Origin of the sequence: Pseudomonas sp. R4-39-08 (assembly GCF_003852275.1) — a bacterium.
In the GTDB taxonomy this organism is placed as follows: domain Bacteria; phylum Pseudomonadota; class Gammaproteobacteria; order Pseudomonadales; family Pseudomonadaceae; genus Aquipseudomonas.
Genome location: NZ_CP027733.1, coordinates 5,236,328 through 5,258,345 on the forward strand (window position 1 = coordinate 5,236,328; position 22,018 = coordinate 5,258,345).

Consider the following 22,018-nt stretch of genomic DNA (forward strand, 5'->3'; position numbering starts at 1 on the left):
AAAAATGCCTCGATCCGACGAATGGGGCTGCCAGGGCCCGGACTTATTTATCGCAGAACTCAGTTACCGCTTGAGTTCAGCGCTTCGGTCAGTGCAGCTTCCACTTCACTGGCGCTTACGCGCAACGGTTTGTCAGCGTCACGGCGGCGCTTGCGCTCGCTGTGGTAAGCCAAACCGGTACCAGCCGGGATCAAACGACCCACGACCACGTTTTCTTTCAGGCCGCGCAGGTAATCGCGCTTGCCGGTTACCGCAGCTTCGGTCAGTACGCGAGTGGTCTCCTGGAAGGAGGCCGCCGAGATGAACGACTCAGTGGACAACGACGCCTTGGTGATACCCAGCAGCACGCGAGTGAACTTGGAAACGAATTTCTCGTCGCCAGCCAGACGCTCGTTCTCTACGAGTACGTGAGTCAATTCCATCTGGTCGCCCTTGATGAAACTGGAATCGCCGGATTCAGCGATTTCAACTTTACGCAACATCTGACGCAGGATGGTCTCGATGTGCTTATCGTTGATCTTCACGCCTTGCAGACGATAAACGTCCTGGATCTCGTTAACGATGTACTTGGCCAGCGCACTCACACCCAGCAGACGCAGGATATCGTGTGGGTCGCTCGGGCCGTCGGAGATAACTTCGCCGCGGTTTACCTGTTCGCCTTCGAAGACGTTCAGGTGACGCCACTTCGGAATCAGCTCTTCGTACGGATCGCTACCGTCGTTCGGGGTAATGACCAGACGACGCTTGCCCTTGGTCTCTTTACCGAACGCGATGGTGCCGCTGACTTCAGCCAGAATCGACGCTTCTTTCGGACGACGAGCTTCGAACAAGTCGGCAACACGCGGCAGACCACCGGTGATGTCTCGAGTCTTCGAAGTTTCTTGCGGGATACGCGCGATAACATCACCGATCGCGATCTTCGCACCATCCGCTACACCGACCAAGGCGTTGGCTGGCAGGAAGTACTGAGCGATTACGTCAGTGCCTGGCAGCAACAAGTCCTTGCCGTTGTCATCGACCATCTTCACGGCAGGACGGATGTCTTTACCGGCAGCTGGACGATCTTTCGCGTCGAGTACTTCAATGTTGGTCATACCGGTCAATTCGTCAGTCTGACGCTTGATCGTGATGCCTTCTTCCATGCCCACGTAGGTCACGGTACCTTTCATTTCGGTAACGATTGGGTGAGTGTGCGGATCCCACTTGGCCACGATTGCGCCAGCGTCGACCTTGTCACCTTCTTTAACCGAAATCACAGCACCGTACGGCAGCTTGTAACGCTCACGCTCACGACCGTAGTCATCAGCGATCGCCAGCTCACCGGAACGGGACACAGCAACCAGGTGGCCATCCACTCGCTCAACGTGTTTCAGGTTGTGCAGACGGACAGTACCGCCATTCTTCACCTGAACGCTGTCGGCTGCGGAGGTCCGGCTTGCCGCACCACCGATGTGGAACGTACGCATGGTCAGCTGGGTACCCGGCTCACCGATGGACTGGGCAGCGATAACGCCGACCGCTTCACCGATGTTCACCTGGTGACCACGAGCCAGGTCACGGCCGTAGCACTTGGCGCAGATGCCATAGCGGGTTTCGCAGCTGATCGGCGAACGAACGATCACTTCGTCGATGCTGTTGAGTTCGATGAACTCGACCCACTTCTCGTCTACCAGAGTGCCGGCAGGAACGATAACTTCCTCGGTACCCGGCTTGAAGACGTCACGGGCAATAACACGACCCAATACGCGCTCACCCAGCGGCTCTACAACGTCACCGCCTTCAATGTGCGGAGTCATCACCAGGCCATGCTCGGTGCCGCAATCGATCTCGGTTACAACCAGATCCTGGGCAACGTCTACCAGACGACGTGTCAGGTAACCGGAGTTAGCGGTTTTCAACGCGGTATCCGCCAGACCTTTACGAGCACCGTGAGTGGAGATGAAGTACTGGAGTACGCTCAACCCTTCACGGAAGTTCGCTGTAATCGGCGTTTCGATGATGGAACCGTCCGGCTTGGCCATCAGGCCACGCATACCGGCGAGCTGACGGATCTGCGCAGCAGAACCCCGTGCGCCCGAGTCGGCCATCATGTACATCGAGTTGAAGGATTCCTGGTCAACTTCGTCGCCGTGACGGTCGATGACTTTCTCTTTCGAGAGGTTGGCCATCATCGCCTTGGAAACTTCGTCGTTGGCCTTGGACCAGAGGTCGATCACCTTGTTGTACTTCTCGCCCTGGGTTACCAGGCCGGAGGCGTACTGGCTCTCGATCTCTTTCACTTCATCGGTTGCAGCCGCGATGATGCGAGCTTTTTCATCAGGGATAACAAAGTCGTTAACACCGATGGAAACGCCGGAAATGGTCGAATAAGCAAAACCGGTGTACATCAACTGGTCAGCGAAGATCACGGTCTCTTTCAAACCAACCACGCGGTAGCACTGGTTGATCAGCCTGGAGATCGCCTTTTTCTTCATTGGCAGGTTGACGACGTCGTACGACAAGCCTTTTGGTACAACCTGATACAACAGCGCACGGCCGACAGTCGTGTCGACGATACGAACATTGCTCACGCTGCCGCCGTCACGGTCGTTGACCGTTTCGTGAATCCGCACTTTGACCTTGGCGTGCAGTGCGGCTTCGCCGGCACGGAACACACGGTCAACTTCCTGCAGGTCAGCGAACACACGACCTTCACCCTTGGCGTTGATCGCTTCACGGGTCATGTAGTACAGACCCAATACAACGTCCTGCGACGGAACGATGATTGGCTCACCGTTGGCTGGCGACAGGATGTTGTTGGTCGACATCATCAACGCACGCGCTTCCAACTGGGCTTCCAGTGTCAGCGGAACGTGCACGGCCATTTGGTCGCCGTCGAAGTCGGCGTTGTACGCAGCACAGACCAGAGGGTGCAGCTGGATAGCCTTGCCTTCGATCAGTACCGGTTCAAACGCCTGGATACCCAGACGGTGAAGGGTCGGTGCACGGTTGAGGAGAACCGGGTGTTCGCGAATCACTTCAGCGAGAACGTCCCAAACCTCTGGCAGCTCGCGCTCGACCATTTTCTTGGCCGCTTTGATGGTGGTCGCAAGACCGCGCATTTCCAGCTTGCCGAAGATGAACGGCTTGAACAGCTCGAGCGCCATCTTCTTAGGCAGACCGCACTGGTGCAGACGCAGGGTCGGGCCTACGGTAATTACCGAACGACCGGAATAGTCAACACGCTTACCGAGCAAGTTCTGACGGAAACGACCTTGTTTACCCTTGATCATGTCAGCCAGGGATTTCAGAGGACGCTTGTTGGAACCGGTGATAGCGCGGCCACGACGACCGTTGTCGAGCAAGGCGTCGACGGCTTCTTGCAACATACGCTTTTCGTTGCGCACGATGATGTCCGGAGCGGACAGATCGAGCAGGCGCTTCAAGCGGTTGTTACGGTTGATCACGCGGCGGTACAGGTCGTTGAGGTCGGACGTCGCGAAACGACCACCGTCCAACGGTACCAGCGGACGCAGATCTGGCGGCAGAACCGGCAGAACGGTCAGCACCATCCACTCTGGCAAGTTGCCGGAACCCTGGAAGGCTTCCATCAACTTCAGACGCTTGGACAGTTTCTTGATCTTGGTTTCGGAGTTGGTTTGCGGAATTTCTTCGCGCAGACGGCCAATCTCGTGTTCCAGGTCGATAGCGTGCAGCAGTTCGCGGACAGCTTCGGCACCCATGCGGGCATCGAAATCATCACCAAACTCTTCCAGTGCTTCGAAGTACTGCTCGTCGTTCAGCAGCTGACCTTTTTCAAGGGTGGTCATGCCTGGGTCGATAACGACATAGCTCTCGAAGTAGAGAACGCGTTCGATATCACGCAGGGTCATGTCCATCAGCAAGCCGATACGGGACGGCAGCGATTTCAGGAACCAGATGTGGGCAACCGGCGAAGCCAGTTCGATATGCGCCATGCGCTCACGACGAACCTTGGCCAGCGCAACTTCAACGCCGCACTTCTCGCAGATCACACCACGGTGCTTCAAGCGCTTGTACTTACCGCACAGGCACTCGTAATCCTTTACCGGGCCAAAGATCTTGGCGCAGAACAGGCCGTCACGCTCAGGTTTGAACGTACGGTAGTTGATGGTTTCCGGCTTTTTAACTTCACCGAACGACCACGAACGGATCATCTCAGGCGATGCCAGTCCAATACGGATGGCGTCGAACTCTTCGACTTGACCCTGGTTTTTCAGCAAATTCAGTAGGTCTTTCAAGGCCTTTCCTCCTGGCGGAGCAGAGAGCGGGCATCACTGCCCCGCTCTCGATTCGCGTCACGTGTTATTCGGTTTCCAGATCGATATCGATGCCGAGGGAACGAATTTCTTTGATCAACACGTTGAAAGACTCGGGCATGCCCGGCTCCATACGGTGATCGCCGTCCACGATGTTTTTGTACATCTTGGTACGACCGTTCACATCGTCCGACTTCACTGTGAGCATTTCTTGCAGAGTGTATGCAGCACCGTATGCTTCCAGTGCCCAGACCTCCATCTCCCCGAAACGCTGACCACCGAACTGAGCCTTACCACCCAGCGGCTGCTGGGTAACCAGGCTGTACGAACCGGTAGAACGAGCGTGCATCTTGTCGTCTACCAAGTGGTTCAGCTTCAGCATGTACATGTAGCCAACAGTAACCGGGCGCTCGAACTTGTTGCCGGTACGGCCGTCGAACAGCTGCATCTGGCCGCTTTCCGGCAGGTCTGCCAGTTTCAGCATGGCCTTGATTTCGCTTTCCTTGGCACCGTCGAACACCGGGGTAGCCATTGGAACGCCGCCGCGCAGGTTCTTCGCCAGATCCAGGATTTCCTGGTCGGTGAAGGTGTCCAGTTCTTCGTTGCGACCGCCGATCTCGTTGTAGATCTCGTGCAGGAACTTGCGCAGGTCTGCGACCTTGCGCTGCTCTTCGATCATACGGTTGATCTTCTCGCCCAGACCTTTGGCCGCGAGGCCCAGGTGGGTTTCGAGGATCTGACCAACGTTCATACGCGAAGGTACGCCCAATGGGTTGAGGACGACGTCGACCGGGGTGCCATTGGCATCGTGCGGCATGTCTTCAACCGGCATGATCACGGAGACCACACCCTTGTTACCGTGACGACCGGCCATCTTGTCGCCCGGCTGGATGCGACGACGGATTGCCAGGTAAACCTTGACGATTTTCAGCACGCCTGGAGCCAGGTCATCGCCCTGCTGCAGTTTGCGCTTCTTGTCTTCGAACTTGTCGTCCAGCAGACGGCGGCGATCAACGATGTAGGCCTGGGCCTTCTCGAGCTGCTCGTTCAGAGCATCTTCAGCCATGCGCAGTTTGAACCACTGGCCGTGCTCAAGACCGTCGAGGATTTCGTCGGTGATTTCCTGACCTTTCTTCAGACCTGCGCCGCCTTCAGCCTTGTGGCCTACCAGAGCGGAACGCAGACGTTCGAAGGTCGCGCCTTCAACGATACGGAACTCTTCGTTGAGGTCCTTGCGGATCTCGTCGAGTTGAGTCTTCTCGATGGACAGCGCACGAGCATCACGCTCAACGCCGTCACGAGTGAAGACCTGTACGTCGATGACAGTACCCTTGGTACCGGTAGGTACACGCAGGGAGGTGTCTTTAACGTCGCTGGCTTTTTCACCGAAGATGGCACGCAACAGCTTCTCTTCCGGAGTCAGTTGGGTCTCGCCTTTCGGGGTGACCTTACCGACCAGGATGTCGCCAGCGCCAACTTCAGCACCTACATAAACGATACCGGCTTCGTCCAGCTTGTTCAGTGCAGCTTCACCCACGTTCGGGATGTCTGCAGTGATTTCCTCTGGCCCAAGCTTGGTGTCACGCGCCACACAGGTCAGTTCCTGGATGTGGATCGTGGTAAAGCGATCTTCTTGAACAACTCGTTCCGACAGGCAGATGGAGTCTTCGAAGTTGTAACCGTTCCAGGCCATGAACGCGATGCGCATGTTCTGACCCAGTGCCAGCTCACCCATGTCGGTGGACGGGCCGTCGGCCATGATGTCGCTACGCTGAACGCGATCACCCTTACGCACCAGCGGACGCTGGTTGATGCAGGTGTTCTGGTTCGAACGGGTGTATTTGGTCAGGTTGTAGATGTCGACACCGGCTTCACCGGTTTCAACTTCGTCATCTGCAACACGAACCACGATACGGCTGGCATCAACGGAGTCGATCACGCCGCCACGACGAGCCACGACGCAAACGCCGGAGTCACGGGCTACGTTACGCTCCATGCCGGTACCTACCAGCGGCTTGTCGGCGCGCAGGGTCGGTACAGCTTGACGCTGCATGTTGGAACCCATCAAAGCACGGTTGGCGTCATCGTGCTCCAGGAACGGGATCAGCGACGCTGCAACCGAAACTACCTGCTTGGGCGATACGTCCATCAAGGTGACGTCTTCCGGCGCCTTGACGGTGAACTCGTTCAAGTGACGAACGGCTACCAGCTCGTCGATCAGGACTTTCTTGTCGTTCATCGTGGCCGAAGCCTGAGCGATCACGTGATCAGCTTCTTCGATGGCGGACAGGAACACGATCTCGTCAGTGACCAGACCCTCTTTCACCACACGGTACGGGCTCTCAAGGAAGCCGTACTGGTTGGTGCGCGCATAAGCGGCCAGGGAGTTGATCAGGCCGATGTTCGGACCTTCCGGCGTTTCGATCGGGCATACACGACCGTAGTGCGTCGGGTGTACGTCACGGACTTCAAAGCCTGCGCGCTCACGGGTCAGACCGCCCGGGCCCAGTGCGGAGACACGGCGCTTGTGGGTAATCTCGGAGAGCGGGTTGTTCTGGTCCATGAACTGCGAGAGCTGGCTGGAACCGAAGAACTCTTTCACCGCTGCAGCCACTGGCTTGGCGTTGATCAGGTCTTGCGGCATCAGGCCTTCGCTTTCAGCCATCGACAGACGCTCTTTGACCGCACGCTCAACACGTACCAGGCCAACGCGGAACTGGTTCTCGGCCATTTCGCCTACGCAGCGAACACGACGGTTACCCAGGTGGTCGATGTCATCGACAATGCCTTTGCCGTTACGGATGTCGACCAGGGTCTTCAATACCGCGACGATGTCTTCCTTGCACAGCACGCCCGAACCTTCGATTTCGGTACGACCGATACGACGGTTGAACTTCATCCGGCCGACCGCAGACAGGTCATAGCGCTCAGGGCTGAAGAACAGGTTGTTGAACAGGGTCTCGGCAGCGTCTTTGGTTGGCGGCTCACCAGGACGCATCATACGATAGATCTCGACCAGCGCTTCCAATTGGTTGCTGGTGGAGTCGATCTTCAACGTGTCGGAGATGAACGGACCGCAGTCGATATCGTTGGTGTACAGGGTCTCGATGCGAACGACCTGGGCCTTGGCGATTTTAGCCAGGATCTCGGTGTTCAGCTCGGTGTTGCACTCAGCCAGGATTTCGCCTGTAGCCGGGTGAACGATGACCTTGGCGGTAGTGCGGCCCAGGACGTAGTCCAGCGGAACTTCCAACTCTTTGAGGCCGGCTTTTTCGATCTGGTTGATGTGGCGCGCGGTAATACGACGGCCAGCTTCAACAATGACCTTGCCCTTTTCATCCTGGATGTCCAGGACGGCAATTTCACCACGCAGACGCGAAGCGATCAGCTCCAGCTTGAGGGTTTCATCCTTCAGGCTGAATACGTTGGTGGTGTAGAAGGCGTCCAGCACTTGCTCAGTGGTATAGCCGAGCGCGCGCAGCAGTACCGAGGCCGGCAGCTTGCGACGACGGTCGATACGCACGAACACGCAGTCTTTCGGGTCGAACTCGAAGTCCAACCACGAACCGCGGTACGGAATGATCCGCGCGGAGTACAGGAGCTTACCGGAGCTGTGCGTTTTGCCGCGGTCGTGGTCGAAGAACACGCCCGGGGAACGGTGCAGCTGGGAAACGATTACGCGCTCGGTACCGTTGATAACGAAGGTACCGTTTTCAGTCATCAACGGGATTTCGCCCATGTAGACTTCTTGCTCTTTGATGTCCTTGATCGCTTTGTTCGACGATTCTTTGTCGAAAATGATCAGACGGACTTTTACCCGCAAAGGTACGGCGTACGTAACACCGCGCAACACGCATTCTTTGACATCAAATGCCGGTTCGCCCAGGCGATAACCGACGTACTCCAGCGCAGCATTGCCGGAGTAGCTGATGATCGGGAAAACGGATTTGAAGGCCGCATGCAGGCCCACGTCGCGGAACTGATCTTTGGTCGCTCCCGCCTGCAAGAATTCACGATACGAATCCAGCTGGATAGCCAGAAGGTACGGGACATCCATGACGTCCGGCAACTTGCTAAAGTCCTTGCGGATACGTTTTTTCTCAGTATATGAGTAAGCCATCAGCGTTCCCCAGCTTGGTCACCTGCTTGTTTGGCCCTCCCGACGGGAGCAGCCAGAAAATCTTGCAAACCCCATGGTTTGCACCACCGCATCGGGTGGCTACAGCGCGTTAATGGCGGCGACCGAGTCGTCAGCCAAGAACGGAAAAAGGCCGGTGGCAAGAGCCACCAGCCATCAGCCTTCAGCTTAAAGCGTGGGCTGGAGACGCAAGGTCGATGCTTACTTCAGCTCGACTTTAGCGCCTGCTTCTTCCAGAGTAGCTTTGGCTTTGTCAGCAGCGTCTTTCGACACAGCTTCCAGAACCTGGGCAGGAGCGCCGTCAACTACAGCCTTGGCTTCTTTCAGGCCCAGACCGGTCAGTTCACGTACTGCCTTGATCACGTTTACTTTCTTCTCGCCAGCTTCCAGCAGCATGACGTTGAATTCGGTTTGCTCTTCAGCAGCGACAGCAGCAACAGCTGGACCAGCGGAAGCAGCGGCAGCGGAAACGCCGAATTTTTCTTCGAAAGCTTTGATCAGCTCAACAACCTGCAGAACCGACATTTCAGCTACGGCGTTGAGGATATCGTCTTGGGAGATAGACATTGCTGTATTTCCTGAATTGGGGGACGGCCTACGCGGCCATCGAAATAAACAAAAATACGCGAGAGAAGTTGCTCAGCCTTAGGCTGCGGCAGCTTCTTTTTGCTCGCGAACTGCAGCCAGAGTACGAGCCAGCTTGCTGGTAGCGCCTTGAATCACGCTCATCAGCTGCGAAATGGCTTCGTCGCGGGTCGGCAGTGTTGCCAGTACGTCGATTTGGTTAGCTGCGAGGAACTTGCCCTCGAACGCAGCTGCCTTGATCTCGAACTTGTCCTGACTCTTGGCGAATTCCTTGAACAAACGGGCAGCAGCGCCTGGATGATCTTTAGAGAACGCGATCAGAGTCGGGCCGGTGAACACGTCGTTGAGCACACTGTATTCAGTGTCAGCAACGGCGCGCTTGAGCAAGGTGTTACGTACAACACGTACGTACACGCCAGCTTCACGAGCCTCTTTACGGAGTCCGGTCATAGCGCCTACTGTCACACCACGGGCATCAGCCACGACAGCGGACAGAGCAGCTTTGGCAGCCTCGTTGACTTCAGCGACGATGGCCTTCTTGTCTTCGAGATTAATTGCCACGGGTTTAACTCCTGCTTGTTACCGTTTCATCCGGCCTAGGCCTGATGTCGTTTTGGTGTCTGATTCGGTAAGGAACCGGGAGCACCATCTGCGTAGGCTTGTTGGTTTAAGACTTGCGTCGCCTACGGTCTTGGATAGCCCCCGCCAGGCAGGGACCCCAATCTTTCAATTGGCGCAATCACTTGCGCCAACCTGTGTCTTATACGTCCAGCGAGCCTTGGTCGATGACCAGACCTGGGCCCATAGTGGTGCTCAGGGTAACGCGCTTGACGTAGATACCTTTCGAGGAAGCAGGCTTGATACGCTTCAGATCAGCGATCAGGGCTTCAACGTTTTCCTTCAGCTTGACGGCATCGAAGCCGACTTTGCCAACGGAGGTGTGAATGATGCCGTTTTTGTCGGTGCGATAACGAACCTGACCAGCCTTGGCGTTTTTAACCGCGGTAGCTACGTCTGGCGTTACGGTGCCGACTTTAGGGTTAGGCATCAGGCCGCGCGGGCCCAGGATCTGACCCAACTGACCTACAACGCGCATTGCATCCGGGGAGGCAATAACGACGTCATAGTTCAGGTCGCCGCCTTTCATTTCGGCAGCCAGGTCGTCCATGCCAACGCGATCGGCGCCGGCGGCCAGAGCAGCTTCAGCGGCCGGGCCTTGGGTGAAGACAGCAACACGTACGGTCTTGCCAGTACCGTGTGGCAGCACAGTAGCGCTACGAACGACCTGGTCGGATTTACGTGGGTCAACACCCAGGTTCACAGCAACGTCAACGGACTCGCTGAACTTGACAGTCGACAGCTCGGTCAGCAGAGCAGCAGCGTCTACAAAATTGTAGGCCTTGCCCGCTTCGATTTTGCCGGCGATAGCCTTTTGGCGCTTGGTCAGCTTAGCCATTACACACCCTCCACGTTAAGGCCCATGCTACGAGCAGAACCGGCGATGGTACGCACGGCTGCATCCATATCAGCTGCAGTCAGATCCGCGTTTTTGGTTTTCGCGATTTCTTCCAGCTGAGCACGAGTTACGGTGCCAACCTTAACGGTGTTCGGACGAGCGGAACCGCTAGTCAGACCGGCAGCTTTCTTCAGAAGAACCGAAGCCGGAGTCGACTTGGTTTCGAAAGTGAAGCTACGGTCGCTGTATACAGTGATGATCACTGGAGTCGGCAGACCTGGCTCAAGACCCTGAGTACGGGCGTTGAAAGCCTTGCAGAACTCCATGATGTTCACGCCGTGCTGACCCAGAGCTGGACCGACGGGTGGGCTAGGGTTGGCCTGAGCGGCCTTCACTTGCAGCTTGATGTAAGCGGTAATCTTCTTGGCCATGAGGCACTCCAATTACGGGTTCGAACGCCTCGAAAGGCTCCCCGGTTACTTGCGCGTTTATCCCAGTGACGACAAAACCCCACAGCCTAGGCTGCGGGGTTGGGATGCTTGCTCAGCTAGACCTTCTCGACCTGACTGAACTCCAACTCTACCGGAGTAGAGCGACCGAAAATGAGCACTGCCACTTGGATCCGGCTCTTTTCGTAGTTAACTTCTTCGACAGTACCGTTGAAATCAGCGAACGGACCGTCTGTAACACGAACAACCTCACCTGGCTCGAACAATGTCTTCGGCTTAGGCTTGTCACTACCGTCAGCAACGCGACGCAGAATTGCTTCCGCCTCTTTGTCAGTGATCGGCGCAGGCTTATCAGCGGTACCGCCAATGAAACCCATGACACGAGGAGTGTCCTTGACCAAGTGCCAAGTACCTTCGTTCATGTCCATCTGTACCAGCACGTAGCCAGGGAAGAACTTGCGTTCACTCTTGCGCTTCTGACCATTCCGCATTTCAACCACTTCTTCAGTGGGAACCAGAATTTCGCCGAAGCCATCTTCCATGCCTGCCAGCTTTACGCGCTCCAGCAAAGAGCGCATAACATGCTTCTCGTAACCCGAGTAAGCATGCACAACGTACCAACGCTTAGCCACGGGACACCCTTAGCCAACAATCAAGGAAACAAGCCAGCCGAGCAGGGAATCAAGCCCCCACAACAGCAACGCCATAACCAGAACGACAGCCACGACAATCAATGTGGTCTGTGTGGTTTCTTGGCGAGTCGGCCAAACGACTTTACGAATTTCGGTGCGAGCTTCCTTTACCAGGACCGCGAAAGACTTGCCTTTAGCGGTCTGCAGACCTACAAAGGCAGCTACAGCAGCAAGGGCAAGCAAAGCGAGAACGCGGTACAGGATCGGCGAAGCAGAATAGTACTGATTGCCAACAACGCCTACGACCACCAAGGCGACTACGGCGAGCCACTTGAACAGATCGAAACGAGAGCTTTGAGCTTCAGCCTTAGGAGTCATCTATGAAGATCCTGTGAAAAGAAAGCCAGACACACCACGTGAATCTGGCAGGTCAGGAGGGAATCGAACCCCCAACCTACGGTTTTGGAGACCGTCGCTCTGCCAATTGAGCTACTGACCTAAAACAAAATCAGGCCGACCATTATGCAGGCCCGAAAAAGACTTTACAACAACCAACCCCAACAGACTTGAAATCAACTGACAACCAACGCCAGAAACAACACGACACAAGCCGAGGCAGCCGTTAAAACAAAGGCAGATATTTTCATATCTGCCTTGTTATATGGAGCTCTTGAGCGGATTTGAACCGCTGACCTCACCCTTACCAAGGGTGTGCTCTACCAACTGAGCTACAAGAGCAAAACACCGTGCACAACCTGCAAACTTGGAGCGGGTAGCGGGAATCGAACCCGCATCATCAGCTTGGAAGGCTGAGGTTCTACCACTAAACTATACCCGCGGAGCTTGCAGCTCACGCTAAAATGGTGGAGGGGGAAGGATTCGAACCTTCGAAGTCGTAGACGTCAGATTTACAGTCTGATCCCTTTGGCCGCTCGGGAACCCCTCCTAAGCGAGCCGGCATTTTACATCACGCCGACCTTCTGTCAAGCATTTTCTCATTTAAATTATGAGGTTAGCTGCATTGACGCCGCTTCCCACCAAAGCCTCTGAAGGTCTTCACTGCGAAGCGGGCGCCATTCTATGCAAACTATTCGAGAGTTGCAATGCCTTCGCACAGCATTATTTTGTGTTTTAACTCATTGAATTCCTTAGCAAGGTTTTCAAAGGGCAGATCATCCGCCAAGCGCCTGCTTTCAGGGGCCACTCGAAGCCAATAACCGCTGGCCTCAGGCATGTTCAGCAATTGAACCTTGACCTTTATATCCAGGCTGGTGAGGCGCTGCTCGACAGCTTGCGCCTGACGCTGATCGGTAAATCCTCCGATGTACAGGCAGGAATTTTGCGCGTCGGGCGTTTTTGCACGATCTCTTCGAGCCATCGTTTCGGAAGATTCACTCAGCAATCGTATGTCCTGCTGGGAGCCACGATAAAGGCTCAGGGGGGTGACGTCCTTGGCGCGCAATGGCGCCTCTTGCTGATGCCATATGTAATAAAAGACGTTGAGGATCAGTAGAAGCAGGAACAGCCAACGCATAAACACCTCATAACAACGGACATGCCATTGCCAGACCAATAAATACCAGATCAGGAACAAGCCGCGCCTGCGGCACAGCGTCGAACACCAGGTCAGCATCTCCACCGGTCAGGAACACCGTGAAGTCATTTCCCCAATAACTTCTGGCAAGCTCGGTCTGTGTCAACACAAACCCCCTTAGCATCAGTGTACAGCCACGCTCGACCGCCTCGGCGGTTGTACGTCCAGGCGTTAGACGTTCCAGAGCACGCTCAGCAGCAGCATCGTCGTAGCGTATCTTGCGGGTATGCGTGCGCAGCTGGTTGCGCATAAGGGGCAGACCTGGGCAAATGAAACCTCCCAAGTGTTCGCCATCGGCATCGATAAAATCGGCAGTCGCCGCAGTGCCAAAATCCAGCACCAGGCAAGCGCCTGACGCCAACTTGTACCCACCAAGGATCGCCAGCCAACGATCAAGACCAAGCCGCTCGAAATCGTCATAGCCATTGCGAACGCCCGCCATCTGCGCAGCTGATGTCGCGCACGAAACAGTGATGCCAAAAGCCTCGACCAATGTCTCGACCAGCTTGTTTGTTTCCTCCATCGCACGAACGCTCACCAGCCGGCAACGGGTGAGCGACATGCCCGGCACCGCGTTCAGACTTTCAATCAATGCGAGATTCGAACCGACAACGCCCTCCGCCACGGCGGCCACCCTGTCGACACCCAGCACTCGCCATTTGATAAAGCTATTCCCACAGTCGAGCTCAAGAATCATCACGCAACCTCAGGCTTAGCTCACCACCGCTGTAAGTTTTCTCAACACCGTCAACGCTCAAGCGCAACGCACCTTGACGGTCAACACCGAGTACCACTCCATCAATACGACTCACACCGGCGATAAGCGATACCGCCCGCCCTTGCCATGCATGATTGCTCTCCCATTCCTCCTGGAGAGCTGAAAAGCCAGACTCCCTGTGCCGATCCAGGTAGCGCTGGAGCTGCAAGCTGACTTGGGCCACCAAGGCATTACGATCAGCAGCAGTCCCCGCCTCAAGCTGTACCGACGTCCATTGCTGGTCAACTTCAGCCTTCTGCATATTCACATTGATCCCGATGCCGACAACCACATGACAGATGTCTGCCGGATCCCCCACCAACTCCAGCAATATTCCAGCAATCTTCTTCTGCCCGACCAGTACGTCGTTTGGCCATTTCAAGACTGCGCCCTGCACACCCGACTCTCGCAAAGCCTGGATGACTGCCAAGCCAACCACAAGACTCAAGCCCTCCAATTGCCGGAGACCATCCTCAATACGCAGCACGAGACTGTAATAGATGTTTTGGGCGAATGGACTGACCCACTTTCGACCACGTCTGCCCCGGCCAGCTGTTTGCTGCTCAGCCAATACCAGAACCGGCGCGGCCTGCGAGGCACCCACCAAGCGCAACGCCTCAGCGTTGGTGGAATCAAGCGAGCCATGAATGTGGATAGGCCACGGCAACGACGGCACACTTCGCGCAATCTCTTCTGCATTCAAAAACACCAGCGGCGCTGCTAGCTGGTATCCCTTACCACGCACCTTATGAATAGGTAGATTCAATTCAGCCTCGAGAAGCTGAAGCTGCTTCCACACGGCACTGCGGCTAACGCCCAAGGCGGCACCCAGCGCCTCCCCGGAATGGAATCGGCCATCTTTCAGAAGTTCTAACAGCGTAAGCATGCAGGTATCGCCTCACAATGAGGCACGCATAATAGCCATGCCAAGAGGCATTGCATAGAAAGGCCGCACGCCCTCAGCCGGAGATATAGGCCTTGGCACTTTTCGACCGCCCAAAACAAAACCCCATCTGCTTTCGCAAATGGGGTTTCGGAATTTAATCTTGACGATGACCTACTCTCACATGGGGAAACCCCACACTACCATCGGCGATGCATCGTTTCACTACTGAGTTCGGGATGGGATCAGGTGGTTCCAATGCTCTATGGTCGTCAAGAAATTCGGGTACTGAGTCGTGACCATGTGGCCTCGCTTCAGCAAATTGGGTATGGGATAGAAGTCGGTGTTTTGTGAGCCTCGAACTTTCGGTTCATTGCGTCTTCACACACCGCAATCTGATGCTCTCTCGAGTAGTCAAATTGCTTGGGTGTTATATGGTCAAGCCTCACGGGCAATTAGTATTGGTTAGCTCAACGCCTCACAGCGCTTACACACCCAACCTATCAACGTCGTAGTCTTCGACGGCCCTTCAGGGGACTCAAGGTCCCAGTGAGATCTCATCTTGAGGCTAGTTTCCCGCTTAGATGCTTTCAGCGGTTATCTATTCCGAACATAGCTACCCGGCAATGCCACTGGCGTGACAACCGGAACACCAGAGGTTCGTCCACTCCGGTCCTCTCGTACTAGGAGCAGCCCCTCTCAAATCTCAAACGTCCACGGCAGATAGGGACCGAACTGTCTCACGACGTTCTAAACCCAGCTCGCGTACCACTTTAAATGGCGAACAGCCATACCCTTGGGACCGGCTTCAGCCCCAGGATGTGATGAGCCGACATCGAGGTGCCAAACACCGCCGTCGATATGAACTCTTGGGCGGTATCAGCCTGTTATCCCCGGAGTACCTTTTATCCGTTGAGCGATGGCCCTTCCATACAGAACCACCGGATCACTAAGACCTACTTTCGTACCTGCTCGACGTGTCTGTCTCGCAGTCAAGCGCGCTTTTGCCTTTATACTCTACGACCGATTTCCGACCGGTCTGAGCGCACCTTCGTACTCCTCCGTTACTCTTTAGGAGGAGACCGCCCCAGTCAAACTACCCACCATACACTGTCCTCGATCCGGATAACGGACCTGAGTTAGAACCTCAAAGTTGCCAGGGTGGTATTTCAAGGTTGGCTCCACGCGAACTGGCGTCCACGCTTCAAAGCCTCCCACCTATCCTACACAAGCAAATTCAAAGTCCAGTGCAAAGCTATAGTAAAGGTTCACGGGGTCTTTCCGTCTAGCCGCGGATACACTGCATCTTCACAGCGATTTCAATTTCACTGAGTCTCGGGTGGAGACAGCGCCGCCATCGTTACGCCATTCGTGCAGGTCGGAACTTACCCGACAAGGAATTTCGCTACCTTAGGACCGTTATAGTTACGGCCGCCGTTTACCGGGGCTTCGATCAAGAGCTTCGCGTTAGCTAACCCCATCAATTAACCTTCCGGCACCGGGCAGGCGTCACACCCTATACGTCCACTTTCGTGTTTGCAGAGTGCTGTGTTTTTAATAAACAGTCGCAGCGGCCTGGTATCTTCGACCGGCATGAGCTTACGGAGCAAGTCCTTCACCCTCACCGGCGCACCTTCTCCCGAAGTTACGGTGCCATTTTGCCTAGTTCCTTCACCCGAGTTCTCTCAAGCGCCTTGGTATTCTCTACCCAACCACCTGTGTCGGTTTGGGGTACGGTTCCTGGTTACCTGAAGCTTAGAAGCTTTTCTTGGAAGCATGGCATCAACCACTTCGTCGTCTAAAAGACAACTCGTCATCAGCTCTCGGCCTTAGAATCCCGGATTTACCTAAGATTCCAGCCTACCACCTTAAACTTGGACAACCAACGCCAAGCTGGCCTAGCCTTCTCCGTCCCTCCATCGCAATAACCAGAAGTACAGGAATATTAACCTGTTTTCCATCGACTACGCTTTTCAGCCTCGCCTTAGGGACCGACTAACCCTGCGTCGATTAACGTTGCGCAGGAAACCTTGGTCTTTCGGCGTGGGTGTTTTTCACACCCATTGTCGTTACTCATGTCAGCATTCGCACTTCTGATACCTCCAGCAAGCTTCTCAACTCACCTTCACAGGCTTACAGAACGCTCCTCTACCGCATCACTTACGTGATACCCGTAGCTTCGGTGTATGGTTTGAGCCCCGTTACATCTTCCGCGCAGGCCGACTCGACTAGTGAGCTATTACGCTTTCTTTAAAGGGTGGCTGCTTCTAAGCCAACCTCCTAGCTGTCTAAGCCTTCCCACATCGTTTCCCACTTAACCATAACTTTGGGACCTTAGCTGACGGTCTGGGTTGTTTCCCTTTTCACGACGGACGTTAGCACCCGCCGTGTGTCTCCCATGCTCGGCACTTGTAGGTATTCGGAGTTTGCATCGGTTTGGTAAGTCGGGATGACCCCCTAGCCGAAACAGTGCTCTACCCCCTACAGTGATACATGAGGCGCTACCTAAATAGCTTTCGAGGAGAACCAGCTATCTCCGAGCTTGATTAGCCTTTCACTCCGATCCACAGGTCATCCGCTAACTTTTCAACGGTAGTCGGTTCGGTCCTCCAGTTAGTGTTACCCAACCTTCAACCTGCCCATGGATAGATCGCCCGGTTTCGGGTCTATTCCCAGCGACTAGACGCCCTATTAAGACTCGCTTTCGCTACGCCTCCCCTATTCGGTTAAGCTCGCCACTGAAAATAAGTCGCTGACCCATTATACAAAAGGTACGCAGTCACCCAACAAAGTAGGCTCCCACTGCTTGTACGCATACGGTTTCAGGATCTATTTCACTCCCCTCTCCGGGGTTCTTTTCGCCTTTCCCTCACGGTACTAGTTCACTATCGGTCAGTCAGTAGTATTTAGCCTTGGAGGATGGTCCCCCCATATTCAGACAAAGTTTCTCGTGCTCCGTCCTACTCGATTTCATGACTAAGAGATTTTCGCGTACAGGGCTATCACCCACTATGGCCGCACTTTCCAGAGCGTTCCGCTAATCTCAAAGCCACTTAAGGGCTAGTCCCCGTTCGCTCGCCACTACTAAGGGAATCTCGGTTGATTTCTTTTCCTCAGGGTACTTAGATGTTTCAGTTCCCCTGGTTCGCTCCATACACCTATGTATTCAGTGTAAGGTAACCATCTTATGATGGCTGGGTTCCCCCATTCAGACATCTCCGGATCAAAGTCTGTTTGCCGACTCCCCGAAGCTTTTCGCAGGCTACCACGTCTTTCATCGCCTCTGACTGCCAAGGCATCCACCGTATGCGCTTCTTCACTTGACCATATAACCCCAAGCAATCTGGTTATACTGTGAAGACAACATTCGCCGAAAATTCGATCATACTCAATTAAGAGCGACTCACAAATTTTACCTTAGCCTGAGCCGTTACCAGTGAAAGTAACGTCCAGTCTATCTTTCTATCACATACCCAAATTTTTAAAGAACGAACTAGTCAAAGACTAGAAATCAACATTCACCATCACAACGATGGAATGCTCATTTCTAAGCTTTCTACAAACAGAAGCAGTAGTGGTGGAGCCAAACGGGATCGAACCGTTGACCTCCTGCGTGCAAGGCAGGCGCTCTCCCAGCTGAGCTATGGCCCCGTATTTCTACAGGCGTTTCCCACACAAAATTGGTGGGTCTGGGCAGATTCGAACTGCCGACCTCACCCTTATCAGGGGTGCGCTCTAACCAACTGAGCTACAGACCCAATTTCGAGCTGCTAAGGCCGACCTCACCCTGCTCTTTACCACAAAGCATGGGGTGCGCTCTAACCAACTAAGCTACAACACTTTGGGCTGCTTCTTTTCGTCTTCTTCAATGAATCAAGCAATTCGTGTGGGAGCTCATGAAGCAGCTGATGCCGTCGATTAAGGAGGTGATCCAGCCGCAGGTTCCCCTACGGCTACCTTGTTACGACTTCACCCCAGTCATGAATCACACCGTGGTAACCGTCCTCCCGAAGGTTAGACTAGCTACTTCTGGTGCAACCCACTCCCATGGTGTGACGGGCGGTGTGTACAAGGCCCGGGAACGTATTCACCGCGACATTCTGATTCGCGATTACTAGCGATTCCGACTTCACGCAGTCGAGTTGCAGACTGCGATCCGGACTACGATCGGTTTTCTGGGATTAGCTCCACCTCGCGGCTTGGCAACCCTCTGTACCGACCATTGTAGCACGTGTGTAGCCCAGGCCGTAAGGGCCATGATGACTTGACGTCATCCCCACCTTCCTCCGGTTTGTCACCGGCAGTCTCCTTAGAGTGCCCACCATGACGTGCTGGTAACTAAGGACAAGGGTTGCGCTCGTTACGGGACTTAACCCAACATCTCACGACACGAGCTGACGACAGCCATGCAGCACCTGTCTCAATGTTCCCGAAGGCACCAATCCATCTCTGGAAAGTTCATTGGATGTCAAGGCCTGGTAAGGTTCTTCGCGTTGCTTCGAATTAAACCACATGCTCCACCGCTTGTGCGGGCCCCCGTCAATTCATTTGAGTTTTAACCTTGCGGCCGTACTCCCCAGGCGGTCAACTTAATGCGTTAGCTGCGCCACTAAGAGCTCAAGGCTCCCAACGGCTAGTTGACATCGTTTACGGCGTGGACTACCAGGGTATCTAATCCTGTTTGCTCCCCACGCTTTCGCACCTCAGTGTCAGTGTTGGTCCAGGTGGTCGCCTTCGCCACTGGTGTTCCTTCCTATATCTACGCATTTCACCGCTACACAGGAAATTCCACCACCCTCTACCACACTCTAGTCAGTCAGTTTTGAATGCAGTTCCCAGGTTGAGCCCGGGGATTTCACATCCAACTTAACAAACCACCTACGCGCGCTTTACGCCCAGTAATTCCGATTAACGCTTGCACCCTCTGTATTACCGCGGCTGCTGGCACAGAGTTAGCCGGTGCTTATTCTGTCGGTAACGTCAAAACAATCACGTATTAGGTAACTGCCCTTCCTCCCAACTTAAAGTGCTTTACAATCCGAAGACCTTCTTCACACACGCGGCATGGCTGGATCAGGCTTTCGCCCATTGTCCAATATTCCCCACTGCTGCCTCCCGTAGGAGTCTGGACCGTGTCTCAGTTCCAGTGTGACTGATCATCCTCTCAGACCAGTTACGGATCGTCGCCTTGGTGAGCCATTACCTCACCAACTAGCTAATCCGACCTAGGCTCATCTGATAGCGCAAGGCCCGAAGGTCCCCTGCTTTCTCCCGTAGGACGTATGCGGTATTAGCGTCCGTTTCCGAACGTTATCCCCCACTACCAGGCAGATTCCTAGGCATTACTCACCCGTCCGCCGCTCTCAAGAGAAGCAAGCTTCTCTCTACCGCTCGACTTGCATGTGTTAGGCCTGCCGCCAGCGTTCAATCTGAGCCATGATCAAACTCTTCAGTTCAAACATCTTTGGGTTTTTAAGAAACCCTAAACTTGGCTCAGCAATCGTTGGTTACATCTTTGATTTCTCGCGGAGTAACTTGTGATGCTGATAATCTTGTTGACTATCAGTCTGACTCCACAAGCACCCACACGAATTGCTTGATTCAGTTGTTAAAGAGCGGTTGGTTAAGAGCTATTCGTCTCAACCGAGGCGCGCATTCTACAGCAGCCTCATTTGCTGTCAAGCGGTTATTTTCAGAAGTTCTCGAAGATTTCTTCAACAACTTCAACCACTTGCGCTTGCGATCTCTCGTAAGCGGGAGGCGAATTCTACAGCGTTACACACTGCTGTCAACACCTCTTTTTCAACTTCCTTTTGGCTTCGATGGACTGAAGCAACCTGCTATCGAAACCTACTTAACTCATTGTTTACCAAGGAGTTTTCCGTTTCGACTGCGCCGGAAGTGGGGCGAATTATAGAGCGATATAATTCGCCGTCAAGCCCTAATTAACGACTTATTCGGATTTGAGCGTGATACGCGCAAATGCCTTCTTTCCCGCCTGGCAAACGTGAGTCGCGCCCAGCTCGTATATAAAGGTGCGATCAACCACCTCACCATCTATACGCACACCGCCCGAACCGAGAAGGTCACGGGCAACCGCTGAGTTCTTCACCAGGCCCGCCTTATTAAGGACAGCTGCGATAGGCATTGCCTCGGCCGCCGTCAACTCGATCTCCGGCAGATCGTCCGGCAACTCGCCATCCTTCATGCGATTGCCCGCCGCACGGTGAGCATTGGCCGCAGCCTCTTCACCATGAAAGCGCGCCACGATCTCTTCGGCCAGCTTGATCTTCACATCACGCGGGTTTGCACCTGCCTCCACATCAGCACGCAACGCATTGATCTCATCCATCGAGCGGAAGCTCAGCAACTCGAAGTAACGCCACATCAACGAATCCGGAATGGAAACCAGCTTGCCGTACATCACGCCCGGCGCTTCCTGGATGCCGACATAGTTGCCCAGCGACTTGGACATCTTCTTGACGCCGTCCAACCCCTCCAGCAACGGCATGGTCAAAATGCACTGAGCTTCCTGCCCATAGGCACGCTGCAGCTCACGCCCCATCAACAGGTTGAACTTCTGATCCGTCCCGCCCAGCTCGATATCCGCACGCAACGCCACCGAGTCATACCCCTGGACCAACGGGTAAAGAAACTCATGGATAGCGATCGGCTGATTGGTGGAATAGCGCTTGTCGAAGTCATCGCGCTCGAGCATGCGAGCGACGGTGTATTGCGACGTCAGGCGGATGAAGTCCGCCGGCCCCATCTGGTCCATCCAGGTGGAGTTGAATGCCACCTCGGTTTTGGCCGGATCAAGGATTTTGAATACCTGAGTCTTGTAGGTCTCGGCATTGTCGAGCACTTGCTCGCGAGTCAGCGGCGGACGCGTTGCGCTCTTGCCGCTCGGGTCGCCGATCATCCCGGTGAAGTCACCGATAAGGAAGATGACTTGATGACCCAGCTCCTGAAACTGACGCAGCTTATTAATAAGCACGGTATGGCCAAGGTGCAGATCCGGCGCGGTTGGGTCAAAGCCGGCCTTAATACGCAGGGGCTGGCCACGCTTGAGCTTTTCGACCAGCTCAGCTTCGACCAACAGTTCTTCCGCACCACGTTTTATCAGCGCTAGCTGCTCTTCAACCGACTTCATAACAGACCCGCAAGGCTCAGATTCAAAAGGGAACCAACCATACAAGATCAGGGACTAATTACAAGTTTTGCCCTGCGCACGGACACCATTGCGC

General features: G+C 54.7%; 12 protein-coding genes, 6 tRNA genes and 3 rRNA genes. All 21 read right to left on the bottom strand.

Annotation, left to right across the window (positions count from 1 at the left end; genetic code table 11):
- Positions 1-59 precede the first annotated feature (59 nt).
- The 21 genes from rpoC to tyrS all read right to left on the bottom strand — a co-directional run bounded on the left by rpoC (position 60) and on the right by tyrS (position 21,924).
- A complete protein-coding gene (gene rpoC, locus C4J88_RS24270) occupies positions 60-4,259 on the bottom strand; it encodes a DNA-directed RNA polymerase subunit beta' (protein WP_124364615.1) in 4,200 nt (1,399 codons plus the stop codon).
- A 64-nt stretch (positions 4,260-4,323) separates the two neighbouring features.
- A complete protein-coding gene (gene rpoB / locus C4J88_RS24275; protein WP_124408312.1) occupies positions 4,324-8,397 on the bottom strand; it encodes a DNA-directed RNA polymerase subunit beta in 4,074 nt (1,357 codons plus the stop codon).
- Positions 8,398-8,616: 219 nt separating this feature from the next.
- Positions 8,617-8,982: a 50S ribosomal protein L7/L12 gene (gene rplL, locus C4J88_RS24280; protein ID WP_003176432.1), complete on the bottom strand. Its 366-nt coding sequence runs from the start codon at positions 8,980-8,982 to the stop codon at positions 8,617-8,619.
- Between the two features lie 78 nt (positions 8,983-9,060).
- A complete protein-coding gene (gene rplJ, locus C4J88_RS24285) occupies positions 9,061-9,561 on the bottom strand; it encodes a 50S ribosomal protein L10 (RefSeq protein ID WP_003232405.1) in 501 nt (166 codons plus the stop codon).
- 199 nt (positions 9,562-9,760) lie between these two features.
- Positions 9,761-10,456, bottom strand: coding sequence for a 50S ribosomal protein L1 (gene rplA / locus C4J88_RS24290; RefSeq protein WP_003232403.1), 696 nt, complete (start codon positions 10,454-10,456; stop codon positions 9,761-9,763).
- The gene (rplK, locus tag C4J88_RS24295; protein WP_003176435.1) at positions 10,456-10,887 is read right to left on the bottom strand and encodes a 50S ribosomal protein L11; all 432 of its coding nucleotides are present in this window, start codon (positions 10,885-10,887) and stop codon (positions 10,456-10,458) included. The genes rplA and rplK overlap by 1 nt, the downstream gene beginning before the upstream one ends.
- 116 nt (positions 10,888-11,003) lie before the next feature.
- Positions 11,004-11,537: a transcription termination/antitermination protein NusG gene (gene nusG / locus C4J88_RS24300; protein ID WP_003176436.1), complete on the bottom strand. Its 534-nt coding sequence runs from the start codon at positions 11,535-11,537 to the stop codon at positions 11,004-11,006.
- A 9-nt stretch (positions 11,538-11,546) separates the two neighbouring features.
- On the bottom strand, positions 11,547-11,915 hold the full coding sequence (gene secE, locus C4J88_RS24305; RefSeq protein ID WP_005791990.1) for a preprotein translocase subunit SecE: 369 nt from the start codon (positions 11,913-11,915) through the stop codon (positions 11,547-11,549).
- A 45-nt stretch (positions 11,916-11,960) separates the two neighbouring features.
- Positions 11,961-12,036: transfer RNA gene (locus tag C4J88_RS24310), tRNA-Trp, on the bottom strand.
- A 163-nt stretch (positions 12,037-12,199) separates the two neighbouring features.
- Positions 12,200-12,275, bottom strand: a tRNA-Thr gene (locus tag C4J88_RS24315).
- Between the two features lie 26 nt (positions 12,276-12,301).
- Positions 12,302-12,375, bottom strand: a tRNA-Gly gene (locus tag C4J88_RS24320).
- Positions 12,376-12,398: 23 nt separating this feature from the next.
- Positions 12,399-12,483: transfer RNA gene (locus C4J88_RS24325), tRNA-Tyr, on the bottom strand.
- Positions 12,484-12,624: 141 nt separating this feature from the next.
- On the bottom strand, positions 12,625-13,071 hold the full coding sequence (locus C4J88_RS24330) for a hypothetical protein (RefSeq protein ID WP_124368531.1): 447 nt from the start codon (positions 13,069-13,071) through the stop codon (positions 12,625-12,627).
- A gap of 7 nt (positions 13,072-13,078) precedes the next feature.
- Positions 13,079-13,828, bottom strand: coding sequence for a pantothenate kinase (locus C4J88_RS24335; protein WP_124408313.1), 750 nt, complete (start codon positions 13,826-13,828; stop codon positions 13,079-13,081).
- Entirely contained in the window at positions 13,818-14,774 is a 957-nt protein-coding gene (gene birA / locus C4J88_RS24340; protein WP_124408314.1) for a bifunctional biotin--[acetyl-CoA-carboxylase] ligase/biotin operon repressor BirA, read from the bottom strand. Before birA ends, C4J88_RS24335 begins: the two co-directional genes overlap by 11 nt.
- 158 nt (positions 14,775-14,932) lie before the next feature.
- A 5S ribosomal RNA gene (rrf, locus tag C4J88_RS24345) occupies positions 14,933-15,048 on the bottom strand.
- A 157-nt stretch (positions 15,049-15,205) separates the two neighbouring features.
- Positions 15,206-18,097, bottom strand: a 23S ribosomal RNA gene (locus C4J88_RS24350).
- A gap of 249 nt (positions 18,098-18,346) precedes the next feature.
- Positions 18,347-18,422: transfer RNA gene (locus C4J88_RS24355), tRNA-Ala, on the bottom strand.
- Positions 18,423-18,452: 30 nt separating this feature from the next.
- Positions 18,453-18,529, bottom strand: a tRNA-Ile gene (locus C4J88_RS24360).
- Between the two features lie 161 nt (positions 18,530-18,690).
- Positions 18,691-20,227 (bottom strand): 16S ribosomal RNA (locus C4J88_RS24365).
- Together the 16S, 23S and 5S rRNA genes with 2 tRNA genes alongside form the textbook arrangement of a ribosomal RNA operon.
- A gap of 497 nt (positions 20,228-20,724) precedes the next feature.
- Positions 20,725-21,924 carry a tyrosine--tRNA ligase gene (gene tyrS / locus C4J88_RS24375; RefSeq protein ID WP_124408315.1) on the bottom strand — a complete coding sequence of 400 codons (1,200 nt, stop codon included), beginning with the start codon at positions 21,922-21,924 and terminating at the stop codon, positions 20,725-20,727.
- Between the last annotated feature and the right edge of the window lie 94 nt (positions 21,925-22,018).

Bases quoted from the DNA above. Each gene is read 5' to 3' on its own strand.
- rpoB (WP_124408312.1), bottom strand. From the start codon at position 8,397: ATGGCTTACTCATATACTGAGAAAAAACGTATCCGCAAGGACTTTAGC.
- rplL (WP_003176432.1), bottom strand. From the start codon at position 8,982: ATGTCTATCTCCCAAGACGATATCCTCAACGCCGTAGCTGAAATGTCG.
- rplA (WP_003232403.1), bottom strand. From the start codon at position 10,456: ATGGCTAAGCTGACCAAGCGCCAAAAGGCTATCGCCGGCAAAATCGAA.
- rplK (WP_003176435.1), bottom strand. From the start codon at position 10,887: ATGGCCAAGAAGATTACCGCTTACATCAAGCTGCAAGTGAAGGCCGCT.
- secE (WP_005791990.1), bottom strand. From the start codon at position 11,915: ATGACTCCTAAGGCTGAAGCTCAAAGCTCTCGTTTCGATCTGTTCAAG.
- C4J88_RS24330 (WP_124368531.1), bottom strand. From the start codon at position 13,071: ATGCGTTGGCTGTTCCTGCTTCTACTGATCCTCAACGTCTTTTATTAC.
- C4J88_RS24335 (WP_124408313.1), bottom strand. From the start codon at position 13,828: ATGATTCTTGAGCTCGACTGTGGGAATAGCTTTATCAAATGGCGAGTG.
- birA (WP_124408314.1), bottom strand. From the start codon at position 14,774: ATGCTTACGCTGTTAGAACTTCTGAAAGATGGCCGATTCCATTCCGGG.
- tyrS (WP_124408315.1), bottom strand. From the start codon at position 21,924: ATGAAGTCGGTTGAAGAGCAGCTAGCGCTGATAAAACGTGGTGCGGAA.